Source organism: Paenibacillus rhizovicinus (assembly GCF_010365285.1).
GTDB lineage: Bacteria > Bacillota > Bacilli > Paenibacillales > Paenibacillaceae > Paenibacillus_Z > Paenibacillus_Z rhizovicinus.
This window is the reverse complement of record NZ_CP048286.1, coordinates 6750631-6775515: the sequence shown is the minus strand read 5'-3', so window position 1 is coordinate 6775515 and position 24885 is coordinate 6750631. Positions and strand designations below refer to the sequence as shown.

Annotated in this window: 19 protein-coding genes; 6 read left to right on the top strand and 13 right to left on the bottom strand. The window is 56.5% G+C overall.

Going from position 1 to position 24885, the window contains the following annotated elements:
• The first annotated feature begins 36 nt into the window (after window positions 1-36).
• From GZH47_RS30225 to GZH47_RS30205, 5 genes are all read left to right on the top strand, one after another.
• Window positions 37-504 (top strand): cupin domain-containing protein, encoded by a 468-nt coding sequence (locus GZH47_RS30225; RefSeq protein ID WP_162644802.1) that lies wholly within the window; start codon window positions 37-39, stop codon window positions 502-504.
• 280 nt (window positions 505-784) lie between these two features.
• Window positions 785-1309, top strand: coding sequence for a C40 family peptidase (locus GZH47_RS30220; RefSeq protein ID WP_162644801.1), 525 nt, complete (start codon window positions 785-787; stop codon window positions 1307-1309).
• Between the two features lie 139 nt (window positions 1310-1448).
• On the top strand, window positions 1449-2090 hold the full coding sequence (locus GZH47_RS30215; protein WP_162644800.1) for a class I SAM-dependent methyltransferase: 642 nt from the start codon (window positions 1449-1451) through the stop codon (window positions 2088-2090).
• Window positions 2091-2160: 70 nt separating this feature from the next.
• On the top strand, window positions 2161-8874 hold the full coding sequence (locus GZH47_RS30210) for a DUF7507 domain-containing protein (RefSeq protein ID WP_162644799.1): 6714 nt from the start codon (window positions 2161-2163) through the stop codon (window positions 8872-8874).
• A complete protein-coding gene (locus tag GZH47_RS30205; protein WP_162644798.1) occupies window positions 8871-10550 on the top strand; it encodes a DUF11 domain-containing protein in 1680 nt (559 codons plus the stop codon). The genes GZH47_RS30210 and GZH47_RS30205 overlap by 4 nt, the downstream gene beginning before the upstream one ends.
• Window positions 10551-10610: 60 nt before the next feature.
• On the opposite strand, the gene GZH47_RS30200 is transcribed toward GZH47_RS30205, so the two are convergent.
• Together GZH47_RS30200 and GZH47_RS30195 are read right to left on the bottom strand one after the other, a co-directional pair.
• Complete coding sequence (locus tag GZH47_RS30200; RefSeq protein WP_162644797.1) at window positions 10611-11624, bottom strand: TIGR03943 family putative permease subunit; 1014 nt, start codon at window positions 11622-11624, stop codon at window positions 10611-10613.
• Window positions 11621-12541, bottom strand: coding sequence for a permease (locus GZH47_RS30195; protein WP_162644796.1), 921 nt, complete (start codon window positions 12539-12541; stop codon window positions 11621-11623). The genes GZH47_RS30200 and GZH47_RS30195 overlap by 4 nt, the downstream gene beginning before the upstream one ends.
• 188 nt (window positions 12542-12729) lie before the next feature.
• Here GZH47_RS30195 and GZH47_RS30190 point away from each other — a divergent pair, with 188 nt between their 5' ends.
• The gene (locus GZH47_RS30190; RefSeq protein WP_162644795.1) at window positions 12730-13566 is read left to right on the top strand and encodes a 3'-5' exonuclease; all 837 of its coding nucleotides are present in this window, start codon (window positions 12730-12732) and stop codon (window positions 13564-13566) included.
• Between the two features lie 85 nt (window positions 13567-13651).
• Here the strand turns inward: GZH47_RS30190 and GZH47_RS30185 are convergent, their stop codons facing one another.
• The 11 genes from GZH47_RS30185 to GZH47_RS30135 all read right to left on the bottom strand — a co-directional run bounded on the left by GZH47_RS30185 (window position 13652) and on the right by GZH47_RS30135 (window position 24884).
• Entirely contained in the window at window positions 13652-14392 is a 741-nt protein-coding gene (locus tag GZH47_RS30185; protein ID WP_162644794.1) for a hypothetical protein, read from the bottom strand.
• 221 nt (window positions 14393-14613) lie between these two features.
• Window positions 14614-15012, bottom strand: coding sequence for a GNAT family N-acetyltransferase (locus GZH47_RS30180; RefSeq protein ID WP_162644793.1), 399 nt, complete (start codon window positions 15010-15012; stop codon window positions 14614-14616).
• A gap of 102 nt (window positions 15013-15114) precedes the next feature.
• Complete coding sequence (locus GZH47_RS30175) at window positions 15115-15840, bottom strand: alpha/beta hydrolase family protein (RefSeq protein WP_162644792.1); 726 nt, start codon at window positions 15838-15840, stop codon at window positions 15115-15117.
• A gap of 101 nt (window positions 15841-15941) precedes the next feature.
• Window positions 15942-16439: a hypothetical protein gene (locus GZH47_RS30170; protein ID WP_162644791.1), complete on the bottom strand. Its 498-nt coding sequence runs from the start codon at window positions 16437-16439 to the stop codon at window positions 15942-15944.
• A 50-nt stretch (window positions 16440-16489) separates the two neighbouring features.
• The gene (gene abc-f, locus GZH47_RS30165; RefSeq protein ID WP_162644790.1) at window positions 16490-18310 is read right to left on the bottom strand and encodes a ribosomal protection-like ABC-F family protein; all 1821 of its coding nucleotides are present in this window, start codon (window positions 18308-18310) and stop codon (window positions 16490-16492) included.
• A gap of 539 nt (window positions 18311-18849) precedes the next feature.
• Complete coding sequence (locus tag GZH47_RS30160; protein WP_162644789.1) at window positions 18850-19284, bottom strand: hypothetical protein; 435 nt, start codon at window positions 19282-19284, stop codon at window positions 18850-18852.
• 135 nt (window positions 19285-19419) lie between these two features.
• Window positions 19420-19692 carry a YqkE family protein gene (locus GZH47_RS30155; RefSeq protein ID WP_162644788.1) on the bottom strand — a complete coding sequence of 91 codons (273 nt, stop codon included), beginning with the start codon at window positions 19690-19692 and terminating at the stop codon, window positions 19420-19422.
• A gap of 68 nt (window positions 19693-19760) precedes the next feature.
• Complete coding sequence (locus GZH47_RS30150; protein WP_225446282.1) at window positions 19761-20786, bottom strand: HoxN/HupN/NixA family nickel/cobalt transporter; 1026 nt, start codon at window positions 20784-20786, stop codon at window positions 19761-19763.
• Between the two features lie 272 nt (window positions 20787-21058).
• Window positions 21059-22486, bottom strand: coding sequence for a sulfatase family protein (locus GZH47_RS30145; protein ID WP_162644786.1), 1428 nt, complete (start codon window positions 22484-22486; stop codon window positions 21059-21061).
• Window positions 22487-22516: 30 nt separating this feature from the next.
• On the bottom strand, window positions 22517-23401 hold the full coding sequence (locus GZH47_RS30140; RefSeq protein ID WP_162644785.1) for an AraC family transcriptional regulator: 885 nt from the start codon (window positions 23399-23401) through the stop codon (window positions 22517-22519).
• 58 nt (window positions 23402-23459) lie between these two features.
• Window positions 23460-24884, bottom strand: a complete 1425-nt coding sequence (locus GZH47_RS30135) for a sulfatase family protein (protein WP_162644784.1) — start codon at window positions 24882-24884, stop codon at window positions 23460-23462.
• Window position 24885: the final 1 nt, after the last annotated feature.

Here is a 24885-nt window from a genome sequence, read left to right as displayed (position 1 = left end):
GAATCCCACTACTGTCATAAGGAGACATGCCCGCACATGAACGACACGAAGACGTTGGAATTATCCCCTTTGGTCAAGGCTTTGGACCTGAAGCCGCATCCCGAAGGCGGCTGGTATAAAGAATTATGGAAAGCATCGTTCGAGATCCCGCAGGACGTGCTGGGCGGATCATACTCCGGCGCGCGATTCGCTGCGACGTCTATTTATTTCGTCCTTCATCCCCATGAATTCTCCGAATGGCATACCGTCTTGTCGGACGAGCTCTGGCTATGGCATTCCGGCAGCCCGCTTCTGCTCTCGCTCGGCGGCACGTCGGATCAGCCGCATATAACGGAAGAAATCGTCATCGGCCCCGATATCGCGAACGGCCAGCGGCCGCAAGCGCTCGTACCGGCCAACGTCTGGCAGAAGGCTGCACCGCTCGGCGACGAGCCCGTCCTTGTCTCCTGCGTCGTAGCGCCCGGTTTCCATTACGACGATTTCAAATTGATCGATCGCAAATAGCTATTCCCATCCGAGCAGCAAGCATTTGAGAGCTTAATTGGACAACATCGGATCGTTCATCCAAAACAAAGCCAATCGGGATATTCCTGGTTGGCTTTTTTCTCATTGTCAACCCCGTTTCATGAGGCTTTTCTCATTATTTTCTAACAAACCAGGTGTAACGCTTGGCAGGTAAGGGATTGCTTTTACATAGGTAATTTTAACTAGTTTTAGGCGTGCTATAGTAGTTTCAGAGACAAAGTCCATGGCAAACAACGACTAACGATCAGGAGGACTTCAGATGAAAACGAATACAGTAACTACTGCAGCTCCGAGAAAAGGCTTAACCAAGAAGTTGCTTTCTCTTACATTAGGTCTTACGATCGCTTGCACGGGCGGAGCGATGACGCTTGCGCCGCATACGACGCACGCCGCGACGTCTTCGACGTCGCTTGCGAATAAAATTACGGCTACCGGCGAAAAATACATAGGCGTACGCTATAAGTTCGGCGCGAAAGCCGGTATTACCAGCGCGTTCGATTGCTCGTCCTTTATCCAGTACATTTTCAAGAAGAACGGCATCAGCCTCCCGCGATCGTCGAAGCAGCAATCGAAGGTCGGCGTAAAAGTGTCCAAGAGCAATCTGAAGGCCGGCGATCTGGTCTTCTCGGATACGAACAGCGACGGCGTGATTAACCACGTCAGCTTGTATATCGGCAACGGCAAGCTGCTGCATACGTACCGCGTGGGCATCGGCGTGACGATCTCTACCTTTAAAGGCAGCGCTTGGGACCGCAAATTCGTAACGGCCCGCCGCGTGCTGTAATCGCTATCGCTTGTATCGCGCGCAGAAGCTCCATGCTTCTGCGCGTTTTTTGCATGGATGGGCAAGCGTATAAGCCCGACCGCAGCGCATCCCATACACTAATGGCAAGCGAACGAATTGCTCCAAGGAGGCCTGCACGATGAAATTGGATATCGGCTGCGGTTTGCATAAAAGACCCGATTATTATGGCATCGACCGTATTCCGCTGCCCGGCATCAACTTGGTCAGCGATTTGAACGAAGTGCTTCCATTTCCCGATCATTCCGTTACCTCCATCGCGGTTTGCCGCATGCTGCCTTATGTGAATCACTTGCCGTTCACGCTCGGCGAACTGTACCGGATCAGCAGGCATGGCGCCGTTCTCACCTTCCTATGCCCTTACGCGCATCATTTTCGCCACAGCGCCAACCCTTTCTTCAACCATTTCTTCGATGAATATACCCCTCGCTACATGACCGCGAATTTCATGCAGCCCGCAAACGGTCTGCACTGTCCGCCGATCGCTCCTTACGATTACGTGCCCGAACTCCCTTATGATTATCGCCTGCTTCAAATGGAACTCTTCTATAAACCCGCCTTCTCTCCCCCGCTATATGAACTGGACGAATTGGAGCTGTTGAAGGAGCTTCAGGCCAACGTCGTGGATGAAATCCTCTACCGGTTCGTCGTCGTCAAGGATCATCTCGACATTCGCGTTTGGGAAGAACTGTGCCAAGCGGAGTATGACGAGCCGCTTGCCGTGCAGCAGCTGAGAAACCGGAAATGGGACGACATCTCCTAAACCGACTTCATAACGCATCCGCTCCCCGCATAGGCTCCTATAGTGTATATAGCGACTTACGCGATTAGGGGTGAGGAAAATCGCTCTCTTAGTTCGTGCCGTCTTCAATACGAACGGCGCCATCTCCTTCACCGGGAACATGCTCGGGCTCAGCCGTTCGACAACTGAAGGCGTGCCCGGCACGCAGGACAGCATCGGTGCATTCATCACGACCAATACGGCCGTCAGGTTCGGAACATATCCCTTCGGAACGACAAACAGCTATTTGTCCAATAATTCGTCCGCGATTCTTACGATGCCTGCTGGCAGCAACGTCATCTATGCGGAGTTAATCTGGGGCGGTACCTATATCGTCCCTGGCGTCAATTTAACGGCCGCGATCAACAATCCGGTCACCTTCACGCTGCCGACCGGTTCAAGCTCCAGCATGAGTCCCGATCCCGTCACGAGCAACGTCTTCGATCTCGGCAACGGCTCGAACGCTTATATGCGCTCGGCCATCGTGACATCGCTCGTCGCCGCAGCCGGAGCAGGCACCTATACGGTCGGCGGCGTCGTCGGAACGAATACGGTGACCGATCCGACCACCAACCATGCCGGCTGGACGCTGTGCGTGATCTACAATAACGCGACGCTGCCATTCCGCAATATTTCGCTGCGCGTCGGAGGCGTACTCGTCACTGCGGATTCCCCGCCCGTATCCACGACAATCACGGGTTTCGCCACGCCGTTATCCGGCGCGCTCAGCGGCCGGGCGCAGTTCAGCGCGCAGGAAGGCGACGCGACGCGCACCGGCGATCAGGCGCTGTTCGGCCCGACTTCCGCTTCGCTCGTTGCGTTGTCGGGGCCGAACAATTTCGCCAACAACTTCTTCGCCTCCCAGATCAACAACGATGCGGGCAATCTGGACACGACGGGCACGTTCGGCACGCGCAACCAGGTGAACGGCGCGCCGGGGACGAATATCGTCGGCGGCCGGCAAGGCTGGGACATCACGAACGTCGACGTATCCGCACGGCTCGCGAACAACCAATCATCGGCCGTCCTGCAGCTGACGACTTCAGGCGATGCTTACGTCGTCAACGGCGTCGGCCTGCAAATCAACATCAATGCCCCGGCCGTCACGGTCTCGAAGAGCGCGAGCGCGACGGGGACCGTTATCGGCGACCAGATCACTTACAGCGTCACGATCACGAACAACGGCTCGGCGAACGCGACAAGCGTCGTCCTCGCCGACACCCTGCCCACGGGGGCGACGTTCGTGGCAGGCAGCGTAACCGTGGGCGGCGTCGCCAAACCGACCTATGACATTGCAGCAGGCGCCCCGGTAGGGACATTGGGATTCGGCGCTTCTATCACGATTACATACAAAGCCACCGTCACCTCCTTGCCGAGTCCGCCGCAAATTTCAAATACGGCGCGCGCTTCCTTCTCGTACCAGATCAATTCCGGCGGAGACACCGTCACGGCCACCATTCTGTCAAACACGGTCAATACGCCCGTCTATGCGCCGGTGCTGACGCTGACGAAGAGCGCCAATACGGCGAACGCTTCCGTCGGCTCCAACGTCACGTACACGGTTCAAGTGGCGAACACCGGCAGCATAAGCGCGAACGTGACGCTAACGGACAATATTCCGGCAGGGAGCACGTTCGTCGCGAACAGTTTCACCGTCAATGGCGTCGTGCAGCCCGGCGCCAATCCGGCAACCGGGGTCAATATCGGAGCCGTCGCGAACGGCACGACGAAGACGGTCACGTTCCAGGTGCTCGTCAATTCGCTGCCTTCGCCGCCGCAATTGACGGATACGGCAACCGCCGCTTACACGTACGTGCCGCCGGACGGAAGGACGCTGAGCGGTTCCGCATCGTCCAATACGCTCACGATTCCCGTGAAGACTCCGAACGTTAACGCGGTCAAGAGCTCGAATCGGACCGTCACGACCGTCGGCGATACCGTGACGTTCTCGACCGTCGTGTCCAATACAGGCATCGCCAGCGTAACGAACGTGACGTTTACGGACCCTATTCCGGCAGGCACCAGCTTCGTCGCCAACTCCGTTACTGTCGACGGCGCGGCGAAACCGGGCGCTTCTCCCGCCGCCGGCATCGCGATCGGAACGATTGCCGCAGGCGCTTCCGTAACGGTCGTGTTTCAGCTGCTCGTCAATTCGCTGCCGAGTCCAGCCGTAATCAACAACCAGGCGACCGTTTCGTACAACTCGGGTACCTTCAGCGGCCAGACGCTCTCCAATCTCGTTACGTTTCCCGTGGATCTGCCGATTATCGCCACGCAGAAATCAGCCAACAAAACGCAGGCGACCGTCGGCGACACGATCACGTATACGTTCGCCATCCAGAACACCGGCAATTACGCGGCATTACTGACGTTGACGGACCCGCTGACGCTTTCGACGACGTACGTGCCGAACACCCTCACCGTGAACGGCGTGCCGAATGGCAGCGCGACGCCGCAGACCGGCATCCCCGTAGGCGTCGTCATGGCGGGCGGGACGGCGACCGTCGTGTTCTCGGTGCTGATTCAATCGTTGCCGAACCCGCCGAACATCGTCAACCAAGGCACGGTGAGCTACGCGTACACGCTGCCGGACAACCGGACGTTTAACGGCAGCGTCGCGTCGAACCCGGTTTCCGTTTCGGCTTCCTCGCCGAACGTATCGCTCGCCAAGAGCGCGAGCGCGTCGGTCGCGACCGTCGGCGATGCAATCACCTACACGCTCAGCGTGACGAACAACGGCATCACGCCAGTCAATCAAGTCATCGTATCCGACCCGATTCCGTCCGGCTCGACCTTCATCGCAGGAAGCGTATTGATCGGCGGCGTTTCGGCGCCGTCCGCCAACCCGAGCACGGGCATTACCATCGGCACGATAGCGCCTTCGGCAACCGTCGTCGTGTCGTTTCAGGTTTCCGTCATCTCCATCCCGCCGGACGGAACGCTAAGCAACCGCGGCGCCGTCAGCTTCACGTCAGGCGTGTTCAGCGGCTCGTCGTTCTCCAGCACGGTCGTCATTCCCGTTTTCCAGCCGATCATATCCATCGTCAAGAGCGTGAATCAGCCCGCGGCGACGCTCGGCGACGCGATCGTCTACACGCTGCAGCTGCAGAACACCGGCAATATCGCCGCGCAGTTGACCGTACGGGACAATATTCCCGCCGGAAGTTCCTTCGTCGTCAACTCGGTCCAGCTGAACGGCACACCCGTACCGGGCTCGGACCCCGTCACCGGCATTTTCATCGCCTCGCTCCCGCCTTCGGGGGCGGCCACCGTCAGCTTCGTCGTGTCCGTCGTCTCGCTGCCGACGCCGCAGCAGCTCGTCGATCAAGGCAGCGCCGCGTTCACGTATACGCTGCCCGGCGGGCGAATCGTGAACGGAACCGCATCGTCCAACACGATTTCCGTACCCGTCTCGGCACCGAACGTATCCGTCGTCTTAAGTACGACTGCTGTCGATGCCGTAACCGGAGACACGATCCGCTACACCGGCGTCGTCACGAACAATGGCATCGCGACCGTCAATAATGTCACTTTCGTCGGCGCCATGATTACAGGCACCACCTTCGTCGCCGGCAGCGCAACGGTGAACGGGATTTCAGTTCCACAGGCGGATGCGACCGCCGGCATTCCGATCGGTTCCTTGGGGCCAAACGCCTCCGCGACCGTGACCTATGAGGTGAAGTTAACGATGCCTGTTTCCAATCAAATCAATAACCAATCGACCGTCAGTTTCACATCCGGCTCCTTCTCCGCCACATCGTCGTCCAACGTGACGACAACGCCGATCATCCAGCCGATCATCGGCATGGTCAAGACCGGCAATACGGCCAACGCTACCGTCGGCGATACCGTAACGTTCACGATCGCGGTCAGCAACACCGGCAATCTGGCGGCAAACGTCACCGTGACGGACACGGTTCCGCCGACAACGACGTTCGTCGCGAACAGCGTCATCGTGAATGGCACGCCGCAGCCTGGCGCAACGCCTACCGGCGGCATCAACGCGGGAACGGTCAATCCGGACAGCACGGTGTTCGTCATGTTCTCCGTCGTCATCGATTCCTTGCCTTCGCCGCAGTTCCTGGTCAACCAAGCGTCCTCGACCTACACCTTTACGCCGCCTGACGGTCGGACGCTCACCGGATCGGCGCAGTCGAACACGCTGTCCATCCCGGTCTCGTCTCCGAATGTCGGCGTCGTCAAAAGCTCGACCTCGACCGCGGTATCGATCGGCGATACGATTCCGTACTCGGTCAACGTGACCAATAGCGGGATTGCGCCGATAACGAACACGATTTTCCTCGACGGGCTCCCTAACGGCACTGCCTTCGTACCGAACAGCGTCACCGTCAACGGCATCGTCATCCCGAACGCCAATCCGGTATCCGGGGTAAACATCGGCACGATCAATCCCGGCGCCACCGTACCCGTGACATTCTCGCTCCTGGTCACTTCCGTGCCGTCGCCGGCAGTCATCGCGAACCAAGCATCCGTCACGTATACGTCCGGCGCGTTCTCCAGCTCCGCCTTCTCGAACGGCGTCTCGATCCCTGTCTACCAGCCGGTCATCGGCGTCGCGAAGTCGGCGAATACGACCAATGCTTCCGTCGGGCAAACGGTCGTCTATACGTTCGCAGTCTCGAACACCGGCAACTACGCAGCGTTGGCGACGCTGACGGATACCATCGCTCCGCAAGTCTCGTTCGTGCCGAACAGCGTCATCGTGAACGGTGCGCCGCAGCCTGGAACGGACCCCGTAACCGGCATACCCGTAGGCGTCGTTTTCCCTGGAGCGACGAGCACGGTCACGTTCTCGGTCGTCATCAATTCGCTCCCGCCCGGCCAGCAGCTCTCGAACCAGGCGACGGCAGCGTTCGCTTACACCCTCCCGGACGGCCGTACGCTGAACGGATCGGCCCTCTCGAATACGCTGTCGTTCCCGGTCTCCTCGCCGGACGTCACCGTTGCCAAGAGCACGGCGAGCACGGCGCTGACGATCGGCGACACGTTCACGTACGCCATTCTCGTATCCAACGCGGGCATCGCGACGGTCGACAACGTCATCTTCTCCGATCCGATTCCGACGGGGACGTCGTTCCTCAGCGGCAGCGTCACGATCAACGGCGTCACGCAGCCGACCGCCAATCCGGCCGCGGGCTTCTCGCTCGGCTCCATCCCGGCCGGAGGCTCGGTTACGGTCACGTTCAGCGTCACTGTCAATGCCGTCCCTGCCGGCGGCCTAGTCAGCAACCGTTCTTCGGTCAGCTTTACGTCGGGCGTGTTCTCGTCCGTCACGTTCTCAAACACGATTACGACGCCGGTGTATCAGCCGGTCATCTCGCTTGCCAAGAGCTCGGTAACGAACCCTGCAGTCGTCGGCGGCAACGTAAGTTACACGGTCGTTACGACGAACAGCGGCAATTATCCCGCGCTCGTGACCATGCTGGATAATACGCCCGACGGCACGACGTTCGTGCCGAACAGCGTCGTGGTCAACGGTCAGCCTCAGGCAGGCGCGGATCCTTCGGTCGGCTTCAGCATCGGGACGATCGCGGCGGGCGCCAGCGTGACGACGACGTTCGAATATTTGATCAACACGCTTCCCGCCGCGCAGCAATTGGTCAACCAAGCGACCGGCAACTATCTGTATACATTGCCGGATAACCGTTCCTTCTCGCAAAGCTCGCTCTCGAACACCTTGTCGATCGGCGTCAGCTCGCCGAACCTGTCGGTCGTGAAAAGCACGACGGCAACGGATGCCGTCATCGGCGACATCGTCACGTACTCGAACGTCATCACCAACGTCAGCCTTGCCAACGTGAACAGCATCGTGCTCAGCGACCTCGTGCCGGCGGGAACGTCCTTCGTGCCGGGCAGCGTCGTCGTTGGCGGCGTTTCGCGGCCGAACGACAATCCGGCCTCCGGCATTCCAGTCGGCGCGCTGACCCCGAGCGCTTCGACTACGGTTACCTTCAACATCGTCGTCAACACGCTGCCGGCCAGCGGGCTGATCAGCAACATGTCGAATGTCAGTTTCACGTCCGGCGCGTTCTCCGGAACGAGCATGTCCAATACCGTCACGACGCCGGTTTACAACCCGATCCTGGGCGTCGTGAAGAGCGCGAGCACGTCGAATGCCACGGTCGGCGATACGATCACGTATTCGCTTGACGTCACGAATACGGGGAATTTGGCTGCAACCGTGACCATCTTCGATACGCTGCCTACGGGTGCGGATTTCGTGCCGAACAGCGTCACGGTCGGCGGCGTGCCACAGCCCGGCGCCGATCCGACGACCGGCATTCCGATCGGCAGCGTGCCGCCAGGATCGACGGTAAACGTCATCATTACGCTGCAGGTGACGGTCGATGCCCTGCCTTCGCCGCAGCAGCTCGCCAACCAAGCTACGGCGAACTACTCGTTCTCGCCGCCGGACGGCAGAACGCTCACCGGCACCGTTCTCTCGAATACGGTCGTCATTCCGGTCTCCGCGCCGAACGTCTCGGTCGTCAAATCGACGAACGCGATCGATGCCGTCAGCGGCGATACGATCACGTACACGATCGTCGTCACGAACAACGGGATCGAGCCTGTCAATAACGTTCAAATGGTCGATCCGATTCCGGCCGGCGTCAGCTTCATCGCCGGCAGCGTCGTCGTCAACAACGTCTCCAGACCGCTCGACAGCCCGAACAGCGGTATTTCCGTCGGCACGATTGCGGCCGGAGGCGTTTCGACCATCACGTTCCAGGTACTCGTCCTATGATCGAAGAAGAGAGCCTGCCGACGACGATTCGCAATCAGTCGGTCGTGACTTTCAGCTCCGGCTCTGCAACCGGCTTCTCCTATTCCAACGTCGTAAACACCATCGTTAACGGTCCCAGCATCGCCATCGTCAAGTCGGCCATGTCTGCAGAAGCCGGACTGTCGCTTCCGGTTACCTATGTCCTTACGGTAAGCAACAGCGGAAACCGGGCGGCGAATGTCATTGTATACGACAGCCTCCCTTCCGGAACCGCGTTCGTCGCAAACAGCATTCTCGTCAACGGAGCGCCCGTTCCCGGCATCACGCCGGGAGCGGGCATTCCGCTAGGCGAGGTGAATCCAGGCAGCGTGTACGCGATCGTTTTTCAGGTGATCCTGACCTCGGTCCCGCCTTCCGGCGTTCTTGTCAACCAAGCGAGGGCGGACTATGAGTTCGTCACCTTGGATCACCGAGTCATTACCGGATCCTCGCTGTCCAATGCGTTATCCCTGCCTGTTGGCGTGCTGGCCGTCTCCGTGCACAAGAGCGTCTCGGCTGCCGTCACTTTCGTCGGGGACATGATCGCGTACAGTATCCTGGTATCGAACGAAAGCTCCGAATCCATTAGGCAAAGTTTGCTGCTCGACCCGCTCCCCCAAGGCGTCGGCTTCGTCCCTGGAAGCGTAACGGTCGGCGGCGTGCGCAATCCTTCTGCTTCGCCGGCCAACGGCATTCCCATTGGCACGATTGAGCCCGGAGCCTCCAAACAGATCGCGTTCAATGCGGTCGTGCTCGATGTTCCGGTGCACACGCGATTGACGAACCAAGCCGAGTTTCTCTTCAAATACGGGGAATATGATCAATTCGCGACTTCTAATCCCGTCACCGTCATCGTCTCCGGTCCTGCTTTGAAAGCCGTCATGAGCGTGACGCCCGTACTGGCCACGATCGGCGACATCTTGAGCTATACCGTCGTCGTCACCAATGCGGGAACGCTGGAGACGACGATCATCGCGCGGGATTTAATCCCGCCGAATACGGTTTTCGTGCAGGGCAGCGCCTTCTTGAATGGCCGCCCGATTCCGATCGCGGACCCGGAGAACGGCATAACGCTCGGATCACTGCCGCCTGGCTTGTCGTTTACGCTCGCGTTCCAAGTCACCGTCACCCGAGCGGTCATCCCGCCCGCGCAAACGAATATTCCCAACCTCGCGATCTTGGCACATACCTTTCAATTGCCGGGCGGCATGACCGTGACCGACACTTTGGCGACCAATACGGTCGACGTCCGGCTCGTCTATCCGATAATCGCCGCGCATCTGGAAGCGAAGCCGCCGCTCGCCGAAGCCGGCGGGACGTTCATCGCCGAGGTGCGGATCACGAATAGCGGCCAATATGCGGCTAACGTGACGCTGCAGGACTTTATCCCAAGCGAGACCGAGCTCGTGCCAGGCAGCGTAGTCGTGAACGGCAGACCCGTCCCCGGTTCTTCCGGCACCACGATCGCGGTCGGCTCGCTTGGACCGGACGAAGCGGCGACGATCGTTTACAGGCTCCTCGTTGACCGTCACCCGCTCCAGCATCGGATTCGGTTCCGCGTTCGGGCTGCTTACAACTATATGGTGAACACGAATGAAGCATCCTCTTCCGTCTTCTCGAACGAAGCCTCGGTTCGGATCGAAACCGATGACGAATAAGAGATTTACGACGACAAGGCGCCGCGTCCCTTCATAGGGAGCGCGGCGCCTTGTCGTTCATTATGCGCGATATACGTATGGATCCTCCGGCTTGGAAATGTCATTCCACGCCTTCACCTCGAGGACGGGCAGCGTCTGCTTGAACGGCTGGTAAAATTCCGAGCTCAGCTTGCCGGTTACATGCACCCATTGATCGTTTTGGAAGGTCGAGCCTTTCGGGAAATCGACCAGCATCCCGAATACGCCGGAATCCGCCACGCAGTGGATGAACCCGAACCGGAAGACGAAGTATTGATTGCCTTCCACCTGATCGCCTTTATAAATAAACCCGTCGAAGCTGACCTCGCGTCCGATGAACGCATCCGGAAAATTGTACAGCGACTCCAAGCCTTTCAAGAAATTGACGTCCGTAAGCTGGACATCCTTCATGGTCAGAAATTCGTTCAATTCCTTCTTCGACACTTTGGCATACCCTTGCTTGCCGTAGAAGACGCTCGTGTCCGGCTTCAGAAATTGGTGAAAGCCGGGATTGTCTGCGGACACGTTGAAATCCGGGAACGAGAAGCCCTTCGCTTTGACAAAGCTGGAATCCAGCGTCTGCACGGGCAGGAAGAATCCGGTCAGCAGCGGGAATACGAGAATCCCGTAGCCGAGGTATCTTTTCCAGCGGATCGGCTGATCGTGCGAATGGCCATGGTGATCGTGCGAGTGGCCGTGGTGATCGTGCGAGTGATCATGATGATCATGTGAATGACTGTGATGATCGTGTTCAGGATCATGATGATCATGCGCGTGGTCATGATGATCGTGCGCGTGTTTAACGCCTAGATGAGCGTGATCATGGCCACCTGCACCATTTTCCGCATCCGCCGCCAGTTTCGCCTTTCGTTTCCCCGCTTCCCTCTCCTTCGCGTAGAGCCGGATGAACTCGAACACGAACAGGATGGCGAGCAGCACGATGGCGCTCTGCGACAAATACGCATATTTGGTATTGATGTATTTGTTCAAGTTTCCGTTCATGTTCATCATGAGGAACAAGCAGGCGAATCCAGCTAATACATAAAGTCGCATCATCCGAGCAGCCTCCCTACGAGCAGCGATACGCCAAGCGTGCTTGCGACGATCAGCCCGATCAGCACGAGCACGAATTTGCCGCGGAATACGCCGAGCAGCATGAGTGTATTCTTGATATCGACCATGGGGCCGAAGACGAGGAACGCCGACAGCGCCCCGATCGAGAACGTGCTGCGGAACGAAGATGCGATGAAAGCATCCGCCTCCGAGCACAGCGACATCACGAACGCCAAGCCGATCATGACAAGCGAAGCGGTAACGGGATTGCCGCCAAGCTTCATCAGCGACGACGTCGGAATGAACGTCTGCATGGAAGCGGCGATGAACGCGCCGAGCACCAAATACTTGCCGACGGAGAAAAATTCATCGATCGCGTGCAGCATCACGTCATACAAGCGCCGGTACAACGGTTCCTTGCCGGTCGCCGCGTAGGCAGCCGTCTCTGAGGCCGCGGCCGTTTCCACGATAACCGCATCCTCGTGCAGCCGCATCGGCAGCTTCGGATACAAGAACGAAATGATGATGGCGGTGATGTAAGCAACGACGATGGCCGCGCCTCCGCGAACGAGCACCATATGCCAATCGTTGCCGAACGCGATATAGGTGGCGAACAGCACGACGGGATTGATGATCGGCCCCGTCAGCATGAACGCGATACCGGCATGAAGCGGCACGCCTTTGCGCAGCAGCCTTCTCGTGATCGGCACGATGCCGCATTCGCATGCAGGGAACAATAGGCCGACTCCGCAGCCGAGCAGCGATGCCGCAAACCGGTTACGGGGCATCACTCGGGCGATCCACCGCTCCGACAGAAACGTCTGAATAAGTCCGGAGACGATGACGCCGAGCAGGATGAAAGGAATCGCTTCCATGATCATGCTCAGAAAAATCGTATTCAATTGCAGAAATGTAACCACGTCAACCCTCCTAATGTAAAACTGCCCGCGCCGGTCCCCTATCTATCTATTTCCTCATTATCTATCATCCCGATGCCAAAATCCAATGACGGTTCTGCGTCGGTACGTTCGCAAATTTTGCACCGCGACAAGGCGTGCGGTATTCTGTTAGAATGGAGTGCAGCATCTTAGAGCGGAGGAACGAAAACGTGGACTACATCGTACTTGATATTGAATTTAACGGAAGAAAATTCGCCAGCGACCTGCCCATGGAAGTCATTGAAATCGGCGCGGTCCGGCTGGATGCGGAACTTCGGCAGACGGGTCAATTCACGGCCCTGGTGAAGCCGGTTTATTTTGCCAAGCTGAACGATTTCATTCAGAAAAAGACCGGCATTCCGCAAGAAGGCATCGACGCCGCCGACGGATTTCCCGCGGTCATCGGAGAGTTTCTGAAGTGGCTCGGCCCTAGCGAGCAATTTCTGATCATCACGTGGGGCGGAGAGGATATGAAACGAATCGTATTCGACACGCGGATGCATGGTCTGGACGATACGTACTGGCTTGGCGTTAACTACTACGACCTGCTGAAGGGTTATATCCGTTACAAAGGCGTCACAAACGACGTCAGCGTGGAAAATGCGCTCGCGGAACTCGGCATCGTCGCGGACGAAGATAATCAAGCGCATCGGGCCCTGGACGACGCCCGCATGACGGCGGACATCTTCCGCGCCGTGTTCGGCAGCTTGGATTTCGAGCGCATCCAGCAATACGTCGACGTGTATTCGAACGCCAAAGAGCGCAAGCTGGTGAAGAACGCGATTCGGATCATCGCCGCGCAGAAAGTAACCCCAACGTGGCCGCTGATCGTCGAGCATGTGCTCACGGGCAAAATCGCCACCGACGACGCGCGCAAAATGGCCGAGCTCGAAGCGGTGTTCGAAGCCGAGATGCTCAAGCCGCAGCGCAAATCGCGCCCTGCTTCTGCCAGTGCGGCGGCTCCGGCTGCCGCCGCAGAAGGCGTTACTGATCCATCGGCAACATAAACCAAAAGCCGGCGAACGAACGGATTACTTTCCGTTTATCGCCGGCTTTTCGGTTGAACAATAAAGTTAACGTTTTAAAAGGAAATCAATACATTTTTCTTGAGATACGATTAAACCTACCCACAATGGAGTAAGGAATATATTGCGGCTTGCCCCAATAATTAGAAATGACCCATAACGGATTTATTTTCAAATCGCTCTTACCTGCAATATTCATAACAAAGGGGCAAGGGGTAGATTCAAATAGTAACCATTCTCCAGTGAAACGTCTTCGTATTGCCTCCCCAAGCTCGAATGCTGCATTCATGATAAATTCCCAGTCTAGAGGCGCTGTGCCATCACATGACCTCTCTTGAATACTCATCTGTAGTTGCTCGATAAAATCATCACTCGAATAGATATGTTCTGGAATGGTAAACGTCCTACAATTTAAACTTTCAGCAAACGCTGCATAGAGCTCCTTGCTTGGAGATACATCTGGTTTACTCATAATATTAAGCCAATCAATACCACCATTAATTATATTATACGCAAATACCTCCAAAACCTTGTACAAAGATTCTTGATTGCTATAAACCACGCCAACCGGATCCAGCTCCATATCAAGTTGATAATGGCTCAATTTTTCTCTACTAACGGACGTCGTCAAGTTAAAACGAATGCAATCAGGATTTGCACCGATTTTTTCAAAAGTAATATACTGAGTAGCCTCTTTATAACTTCTAGAGAACACCCAACTAATCGAGTCAGGCTTTCCTGCATATTCAAAACCTAACCCACTTATTCTGGGGGCTATGATTTTATTTAAAGCTAATAAAGTAGACATGACTCTCCACCTTTCATAAAATGAAGCCGATTTCAGACGGTGTACAGTTAATAATAGTTTACAATAAAACCCAGATTACGCAAGGATTCAGACAACACAATCGCTAAAAGAAGACGACCTAATAGAGACATAAATCCGTTTAAAAACAAAAACCGCCTATTCGAAACGTTCTCGAATAGGCGGTTTTCGCTTACTATGAACTTTTACTTTAACTCAAACCATCACTTCACCCTAGGAATCAGAAAAGCATTCTGGATCTGATCAAACCCGATGCGCGGATAATACTCCATTGCGCCGGGCGCGGAGAGCAATAACAAGGCAACCTGGTCACCCAAGTGTTCCCGCAGACGTTGAACGAGTTCCTTGCCAATCCCGGATTTCTGATAGTCCATCCTTACCGCCAGATCAGACAGATAACAACAGTACGAGAAATCGGTAATGGCTCTCGCTATGCCGACTAATTGCTCTTCGTCCCACGCGGTAACCGTCACGTCGGCATGATCGATCATGCTTTGAATGCGCTCGAGGTCGTCGACTGGCCGTTTGATGCCCGAGCTTCTAAATACGTCCGACACGTCTTGCGCGCGAAGCGGTTCATTGATACGGTATTCGATTGCCATGTTTGCACCTCATATGAAAGTGGATTTCACTCATCATATACACAAACTGGCATTATGCACAGTACCAATTGCCGCAACTTTTAATGGACCACTTCGGTTCGATCAGAGCATGCCGGAAATCGTGCGTCCCAAATTGCTTGCTACTTGTTCCCAAATCGTATCCGTAACGAGCCCCAAATTAGTGCCCCGTTCCGGATGCACGAAGGGCGCCTCGATTCGAAAATAATGCTGATGGCCCCCGATCGTCCGAATCGGGATGATGTGCTTCGGCGCGTATTTGTCCCGATCCCAGAACGGGATGCCGAAGCGATTGCGGCTGATGCCGCCCCAGCTGCCGAGACGCGTAATGTAGTCCGCGCAATAGCCTTTCTCGTCAACCGCCACGATACAATGCACTTTGTCTGCATAAGCCTCGTGGATCGGCAGCCTCGGGGAACCGATTTGCACGACGCGCCAGTCCGGAATGACGCCTTCCTGTCCGAGCATTACCGCGGCCTGGTAAGCAGCCACGCCGCCGCCGCTATGGCCGATGAAAAGGACGGGCCGTCCAGCCGATAATTGCCGGATATGCTCGGATGCCGCTTTCGCACCCGATTGCACGGCCTTCCGCAGCCGGTATAGATCCTTGCGGACCTTTAACAGCTGATAATAGAGATTTTGCGTATGATCACCGTAAGGATACAGGACGCGTATACGCGAGCTCATGCCGGATTCCGCATATCGGCGCTGCAAATCCTTCATGCATTCCGTGAAAATCGTCCTTGACGAACCTACCCCCGCGAGCAAATAAATGTCCCATCCGAATGTAACCTCTGCTTGTGGCTGCACGCTGCATCACCGCCCTGTTGTCGCGCCGAACATCGCTTAATGGCGCCTCCTACCTAGTATGCGGCAATGAATTCGGTGACATTCACGGCTGCAAACGGTTTCTACATCGTATTCGAGACATTGCGCCTGCGTTTCTGAATTTCATGCATGCCGAGAATGACGGCTATCCATTCGTAGCCGCTAAAGTCCGGCAAGCGATTGTCCAGGCAATACGCGGATGCCTCGAAGAAGCCGCTGACTCGGCTGAACGAGGCTGCCAAGCCTCCGTCCTCGCCGACAATCTCGTACTCCTGCGAGAAAGCGCCAGCCGTAATTTCATAGACGCCTCGCTCGTAAGCCTCGTATTCGTATCTTTTCGAGAAGAACGACATACGCGCCCGGAGCAAACCGCATTCTTCACCTGACGGTCCCTTGACGACCCACTTGCCGGACAGAAGCGGGAATCCTCCGCTGAACAGCTTGCTCCCGCTCTCGTCGAACACGTCCAGCCCTGAACCGAACAAGCTGCGAAGGTCAACTTCGCCTGCTCGTTCATTGTTCTGGTTTACGATTTCCGTCACGCCGGCATTAAAGAAATTGTCGCGAAAATACAGCTTCACTTCCATCGCCTCCTTCTGGCAATCCATACGATGGAAACAGTGGAAAAGTTTCACTTGGCGCTAAGCGACTTCTTCTTCGCCAAATGCTCGCGCAGTTCCGCATCCAGCGCCGCATAATGGCTGTCCGTCGGTTTCAGCATGCTGATTTCGCCGAGCAGCAGAGCGATACGCGTCGTGACGAGCAGCAGTTCTTCTTCCAGCAGCTGCTTCTGCCGGCGCTTGCTTTCCTTCGACAGCGGAGCGGCTCCCGTTCCTTCCCCTGCGCGATATTTCTTGCCTTCGGCCGCGTCCGCTTCCTCCTGCTCCTTCCGTACGATGAAATCGCGGTACCCGCTCTCCCATCGCCGAATGGCGCCTTCGCCGATGATGAGCAGCTTGTCGCAGAGCTTCTCGATCAAATAGCGGTCATGCGAAACGATAATAAGCGTCCCGTCATAAGAGGCCAGCGTCTGCTCCAGTTGTTCCCGGCTTGCCAAATCGAGATGATTGGTCGGTTCGTCGAGAATGAGTACGTCCTGCTCCTGCAGAATAAGCTGGGCCAGTTTTATTCGCGTCCGCTCCCCTAGGCTCAGCTGCTCGATCGTCTTGCTCAGCATCGCTGCGTCGAAGCCCATATTTGCGAGCAGCGTCCGCGCTTGGCTGACATCCTCCCGCATCGCGAAGGTCTCCTGCAGCAGCTCGAGCGCCGAGCGGTTCCCTGCAAGATCGGATACATCCTGCGTCAAGTAAGCGACCCTGGCCGTAGGACTGATCCATAACTCGCCGTCATCCACAGGCTGCCGGCCTGTAATCATCTCGATCAACGTGGTTTTACCCGCGCCGTTCGGACCGATCAGTCCGATCTTCTCGCCCCGCTGCAGGTAGAAGGAGCTGTTCTGGAACAGTGTGCGCTCGCCGAAGCTTTTGCCAATGCGGGACGCTTCGATGATCCGGCGGCCGCGTTTGCCCGGATTTTCCCAGCCGAAGGCGACCTTCGCTTCTTCCTTCGGTTTCTTCACGCCTTCGAGATCGATCTTCTCCAGACGGTGGAGACGCGACTTGATCTGTTTGTCCATCGCTTTGGCTTTACTGCGGTAAAATTCCTTCACGCCCGCGCGCATCTCCGCCATTTTCCCTTTCTTGCCGGCTTCGCGATGCGCCTTCGCGGACCAGTTCTTGAGGCGGTTGATTTCCGCTTCGATCTTCCGCTCGTACTTCTGTTGCTCCTCGAACTTATGAAGCTGGCTGGCATAGCGGCGTTCTTTCTCCTCGCGGAAGTACGTGTAGTTGCCGGCATATTCAACGGACATGCCGTCTTGCAGCTCGATGATCCGGTCAACGGCCCCGTCCAGGAAGTAGCGGTCATGAGAGATAATGATCGTCGTGCCCTCGAAAGCGCGCAGCTCCTCGAGAAGCCAGTCGACGCCTTGGAAATCCAGATGGTTCGTCGGTTCGTCAAGCAGCAGAATATCCGGCTTCGATGCCCAAATATGCGCGATGGCCAGCTTCGTCTTCTCGCCGCCGCTCAGACCCGAGAAACGCGCTTCCTCCCAGTCCTTCACGTTACGCAGGCCGAGATGGCTCGAAACCTCCAGAAACCGGTGATTGCCTTGCTCTTCGTCAACAAGCCCCATCATGCCGCTGAAAGAATGCACGGTATAGGAGGTCGATTGCCGCAAATAGCCGATGCGCAGGTTTGCTGCATGATACGTCAGCTTGCCGCCGTCCGGCTGCAAAACGCCGAAAATCAGGTTGGCGAGCGTCGTTTTGCCCGCGCCGTTCATGCCGACGAGTCCGACCCGCTCGCCCGCCGCGATATCCGCGTCCACTTTCTTGAGAACCGTTTGATCGCCGAATTGCTTATTCAGATTCTGAATTGTAAGTAGGGTCATATCCATCACCACTCCGATTTGTTAGTTGAACAACTGACAAGGGCGATGATTATCGAACGTTGTGCAGAGCGTTGCCCGCGCACGGCAGGATCCTTGCCAGAAGGCATGATCGCAGCGGCGCACAACAACCAAAAAAAAAGCCGCAGGCTATGCCCGCGACTCGCAGTAAACGAAATTAGATCGACATGAATAGAACTGTCATCCCCTATCCTGCTGCGCGTTTCATTTCGGGCCCATACAACCTGAAGAATAAGCTGACACTTATCCTTCAGGCAGGGTCCGTAATGTACGGCAATCAAAGTCAGGCAGACGCCGAAGAAGCGTCGTTAGACAGCGGGAGTCATCCCATCTAGACACACGTAACCAATTCCGCTTCGCGCACAGGCAAAGCATCTCTGTTCGTCATTATTCGAAAATCATGATCGACAGGGAATTAAGTCCACATAGTGTCTAATGGATACCTCCGATACGGTTAAGTTGCGACCATTATAACATGATGTATCAGCCGTTTGACAATACCTTTGCTCAAAAAATTTTCGTCAGCCCGAATAAGCCGTAAAGTTAAAGCTTTCCGGTCCTACGCGGATCGTACCGAGGGCCGAGACCTGAATGAAGGCGGAATAAGCGGCGTTTGCAATGTTCGGCGCGTTGAAATCGGAACCGGAGAAAGCGATGACCTGGGGTCCGAGGATGCTGAGGTCCAAGTTTTGCGACACCGAGAAAACGTTCACGTCTCCGGCAGTCAGTCCACGAGTAACGAAGATGTTCACGGTTGTCGCTATCGGAAGCAGCGGAAGCTGAATGGCGGCTACGCCCGAGAATTCTACACGGGTTTGTCCCGCCGTTCCCGCCGATAAATTCAGCGTTTGCTGGGCGATCAGGTTCGGCGTGTTGATGATCAGAATCGGGATCGCGATCGAGTTGGCATAACTGGCATTCTGGGAAGTCTTCGAATCTAGCAATATAGCTGGCATAAAATCACCTCCTACTATGCAGGTTATGCCGCTTTCGTCCAACTGCTTGGATGTTCGTAATAGTATGCGAAAAGAATGCCAAAAAGTCCCTGCCCGCGATTGCGGACAGAGACCTCGGAGAAAAACGATTCATGGTTATTTATTAGAACGCCAATCCATTTTGCTGTTGTTCAGCAGATATTCAAAGTCGTTATCCAGCCGCTTCTGTTCCGCTTTGCGAGCATCCTCTTCCCGTTTCCGGAGATCCTCCCTGCGCTTCTCTTCCGCGGATTTCAGATCCTGCGCGGTCGCTTTCAGCTTATCCAGCACATCCGGCCGGAGCAGGTCCTTCAGCGTTGCGGGCTTCTCTTCTTTCGGCTGCGCGTTCGCTTGCGCCGCGGCCGTACGTTGTCGATCTTTCTTAGCCATACGATCACCTCGATTAGAATGCAATCATTATAGCAAGATCTGCGTCAGCATGCCAAGGGCTCTTGGCGTTAACCCGCGAAATCGGAGCGTTCCTCGAACTTCATCGTTTTCCAAACGGAGAACGATACGAGCCATGCAACGACGAACAGGCCGACGAGGACATAGCCGAGATCTCCCAGCTCGAGCGCGTTCACCCAATCGAATACGGGACTATTCCAATGAAGCCGCTCGGAGAGAATCTGAGTCAGCTCCACGACGCCGATCAATAGAGCCGAGATGACGGACACCGTCGTGACCGTGACGTTGTAATAGATTTTGCGGAGCGGCGTATTGAACGCCCAGCGGTAGGCTTTGGTCATGAACATGCCGTCGGCCGTATCGAGCAGGCTCATGCCGGCGGCGAACAGGAGCGGCAGCGAGAGAATGCCAAGCAGCGAGACCGCGGTTTTCGCGGCTCCGGCGGATAGAGCGAGCAAGCCAACCTCCGTCGCGGTATCGAAGCCGAGTCCGAACAGGAAGCCGAGCGGATACACATGCCAGCTGCGGCTGATCAAGCGGAACAACGGCTTGAACAGGCGCGCGAACAACCCTCTTGCTTCGAGCAGCTTCTCCAACTCTTCCCCGCTCTGCTTCCCTTGTCGCATGGTGCGGAAGATTCCGAACAGATTGACGAGAATGATCAAATTCAGAATGCCGATCAGAATGAGGAAGACGCCGGATACCGACGTGCCGATTAAGCTTCCGGTCTTCTGCAATTCGGGCAATTCCGTTTGTATCCATTTCACCGAACATGCGATGGCAAGGACCATCAAGAAGACGACGGACGAGTGGCCGAGCGAGAAGTAGAAACCGACGCCGAGCGGACTGCGCTTCTGCTGCACAAGCTTACGCACCGTATTGTCGATCGCGGCGATATGATCCACGTCGAAGGCGTGCCGCATGCCGAGCGTGTAAGCCAATACGCCCAGGCTCCAGAACGCGGTATCGTGCCGCGCTGCGGATACCAGTCCGATGAAGCCCAGAATATGCAGCAGAATGACGACAATGACATAACCGGACCATGATTTTCTGCTTCTCCACAGTTGTTGTAGCACTTTAGCTCCCCCCACTTTACATGTCACATTATCTAACATACGTTAGTTCATTATATAAGCAACCATTGGAAAAAGCTAGACGCGCAGGTACGATTGTCTTCGATTCTCGCAGCATGAACGAGCCGATTTCTGAGCGAGGAACCAAGAACCTCCATTCCGTTTGTATGCGGGATGGAGGTTCTTGGAAGGCCGCTAAGTTATAGTGATGCTCAAAGCTGCTGCGTCAGACAAAATAAACGTCGCTACGCGCGATCCAGGATACAGGATCTAGATCATTCCTGCACCCGCGTGGCGACAATCGCGCCCGTCAACAGCTGACGCCGCGTCCACTCGTTGTTTACGGCCGGATCGCCGTCAGTCTTAAGCTGATCATACAACCGCCGCCGCAGGCCGGTGACAAGCTCCTCGAGCTCTGCCTGACCGATTAAATTATCCAGCTCTGCCGGGTCGCGCTCCATGTTGTACAGCTCGTCGAGATCCGTCAGGTTCCAGACGTATTTCCACGCCGATGTGCGAATCATCCGCTGGGTAAACAAGCCGAACTGCTGGCCGTTATACGAGGCGACGACCGCATCGCGCCAGGTTACCGAGGCAACGTCCGCCTCTCCGGAGAGCAGCGGCAGCAGCGATTTGCCGTGAAACTGCGCCTTGTCCCCGGAATCAACGCCCGCCAGCTCCAACAAGGTCGGCCCCAAATCCAGCAGGTTGTACACGAGTTCAGAAGATGCCGTCCCTGCCCGTCTTCCTCCCGGCTGCCGGACGATGAACGGTACGTGCACGACATCGTCGTAGAGAATGTAATGCTTATCCATCATGCGATGGGAGCCGCACATATCGCCGTGATCGGCCGTGAAGACGACGACCGTATGCTCGGCCGCGCCGGATCGTTCAAGCGCCGACAGCACCTTGCCGATGGCCTCGTCCAACTGGCTTATAATCCCGTAATACCTGGCCACGATAGGCGCCCAATCCTCCCAGCCGTAGTCCTCGATCCCCCAGCTGAGCAGCTGCTGTCGTTGAATATACGGCTTGTTCCGGAACGTTTCGCCGAAGCCGTCCCATTCCGGCACGTTCGCGGCATCGTACATGTCCGCGAATCTGCCGGCAGGCCGGCACGGCAGATGCGGCTCCGCGAAATGCAGCGCGATATGCCAAGGTTCGCCGCCTTCATTCAGCTTCCCCATCGTCTCGATCGCCCGCTCGGCAAACCAGTGCGTCTCCGTGTCTTCCAGCGGAATCGGATTCGTCTCGCCCATGAAACCGTTCGTATAGACGACGTCCGGATACCGGCTCTTGCGGAAAGCGGCATAGTCGCTCTCGCTTACGTAGGAAATGAAGCCGAAAGCCGTTGGATCCTGCTCCGGATTGACGCCCCATTTTCCGAGAAAAGCCGACTTGTAGCCGTTCTCCGCCAGCGCCGCCGTCCACGTATATTGGCTCGGCTGCAGGCAGCCGACGGGCAGGAAGGCGTTGTAGTTCCACAACGCGCCGAATGTTTCCGGGCGCTTGCCGTGCAGCATCGATTGCCGCGCCGGACTGCAGACGGGAATATGAGAATAGGCTTGCGAGAACAAAGTGCTTTGTTCTGCAAGCCGGTCGAGATGAGGCGTATGGACGGGATATTTGCCGCTGCTGCCGATGCAATCGTAACGCAGCTGATCGGCGGTAATGAGCAAGATGTTCGGTTTCCTGTCATTCACGGGGAACAGTGCTCCTCTCTTCAGTCGTCTTCAGCCGGTGGATCGGTAATGGCTCGGCGAGCAGCCGACATGCCGAACGAACAAGCGATTGAAGAACGATTGATCCTCGTAGCCGACCATCGTCGCCACGACGATCACCTTCTCGTCCGTCTCCAGCAGCAGATGCTTCGCCCGCTCGATTCGCACTTCGTGCAGCACCTCGAAGACGCTGCGGTCGTACTCCTCGCGCATCAGACGATTCAGCTGCCGGATGCTGGAATTGAACAGCGTCGACAACGATTGCAGCGTGATTTTCTTCTCGTAATTCCGCTCCAGATAGCCGTAGATCCGTTTCGCCGTCAGCTCGCGGTCCAATTGTCGCGGCGAAGGATGCGAACGATTCTGCGGCATGAGCGTATAGTAGCGCGACAACAACACGAGCAGCTCAATCAGCTGCAGGCGGATGATCGTTTTATGTCCCGTGGAACAAGCGTTAATCTCGCGGATCATGCCTTCCAACAAGGCCAACACGTGGACGGCTTCCTGGCCCTTCAAATTCAAATGGTGATTGAACCGCATATCGTGGGTCAGAAAGGGATGCACGTAGAAATAATCCATGGAATCGGTGATTTCGAGCTCGGCCAGCAGCGCGTCCGGAATAAAAGAAGGCATGAACAGGCAGTTGACGATTTCCATCTGCCCGCCGGGCTCGACTTCATATGCATGCGTTTCCCCCGGATTGATGATGAACACGTCCCCCGTCTGGATCTCGTAACGCGAGCCGTGGAACAGATGCATGCCTTTGCCGCGGACGACGAACACCAGCTCCACGAATTCATGGCCATGCTCCAGAATGTTGCCTTGGCTCGTGCGGGTAATCCAGAACGGAAATTCCGATTTCATGTAATTGTTGCTGGACAAAATATTTTCTCTCATGCGCGACCACCTCTGCGATGTGTCTGACAAGCGCAAATAACGGCTCCGTATACCGGCGTTAATGGCCTTGCATGCCGGCGGTCGCGCGATCGAAGACGGCGCGGTCCGGATTGCGTTCCCACTGCTCCCATGTCAGCCCGGCGGCGTTCAAGATTTGTTCGATGCGCCTGCGGAAAGGAAGCCCTCTTCGGGTCAGCTGCTCCTGCATCGGATCCGGCTTGCCGTCCAGCTTCTTCGCCACGAACGCGTTCAGCTGGCTCTCCAGCGCATCCGCGATATCCGGTCTGGTCTCGGCCAGATTGACGGTTTCCTGCGGGTCCGCGGACAAATCGTACAGCTCGCGCGGCGGCCTGCGGAACGGGCCTGCGTCGTACGTAACGATCAGCTTGTAGCGATCGTTGCGGATCGCGCGGGCCGCCTGCCAGGCGCATTCGCTCAAGTACAACGATTCGCGCGTGCCGTCGGACGTCCCTTCGATCGCGCTCCACAAGCTTTTGCCGTCCAAACCGGCCGGATCGGCCAGCTTGTCGCCGGCGATGCCGGCCGGCGTTTCGCGGCGCACGGCATCCAGCAATGTCGGGAGGATATCCGCCTGTTGGACGAGTCCAGGCACTCTTCTGCCGGCGGGAATCCGTCCCGGCCAGCGCATAATGAGCGGCACATGGACCGTCGGTTCGTAGAGTCCGCAATGATCCCAGTAGATGTCATGCTCCGTCAAGCTTTCGCCATGATCGCCGAACAGGACGAGGAGCGTTTCTTCCTGTATACCAAGTTTCGCTAAGTGATCGTCGAGTTCCTTCAAGCGATCGTCCAAATATCGAATTTCCGCATCGTACAGCGCGTCGTAATAATCGGTATCCGTCACGCGGCCGACGAGATCGTAGTGATGATGCTTGAAGAACGGATAAGCGGTATGGTTGTAGGCCGGCTCCATGCTCGCATTCGCGGGGTCGAACGGATCTTTCGATGCATCGTAAAACTCCGGAACGTAGGAGGCCGGAGGCAAATACGGCGTATGCGCATCCCAATAATGCAGGAACAGGAAGAACGATTCGTCCTTATGCTGTTCGATCCACGGCAGCGCGAGCCCGTTGATCGTGCTGCCGTCGATCCAGCGGTTGCCGCCGACGGTGTTGATGTAATAGTTGAAGCCGCGGGCGAACCATTCCTTGAGCTGATACAGATTGTCGACGGCCCCTGTCGTGAAGCCGGCGCCGCGCAGCAGATTCGGCAGCCATTCCACCGACTTCGGCAAATGCGTCAAGTCGGAGCCGTGGGAGACGACGCCGGTCGTCAGGCCGATTTTGCCCGTGAAAACGCCCGTGTGCGCCACTTCCGTCGGAATGTCCGCCGCATAAGCGCGCTCGAACAGAACGCCGTCTCTCGCGATCCGGTCCATATGCGGACTGGTCCGTTTCCCGTAACCGTAGCCGCTCATCCTCGAAGCCCGGAGCGTGTCTAGCGAGATCAGGATGATTTTCATG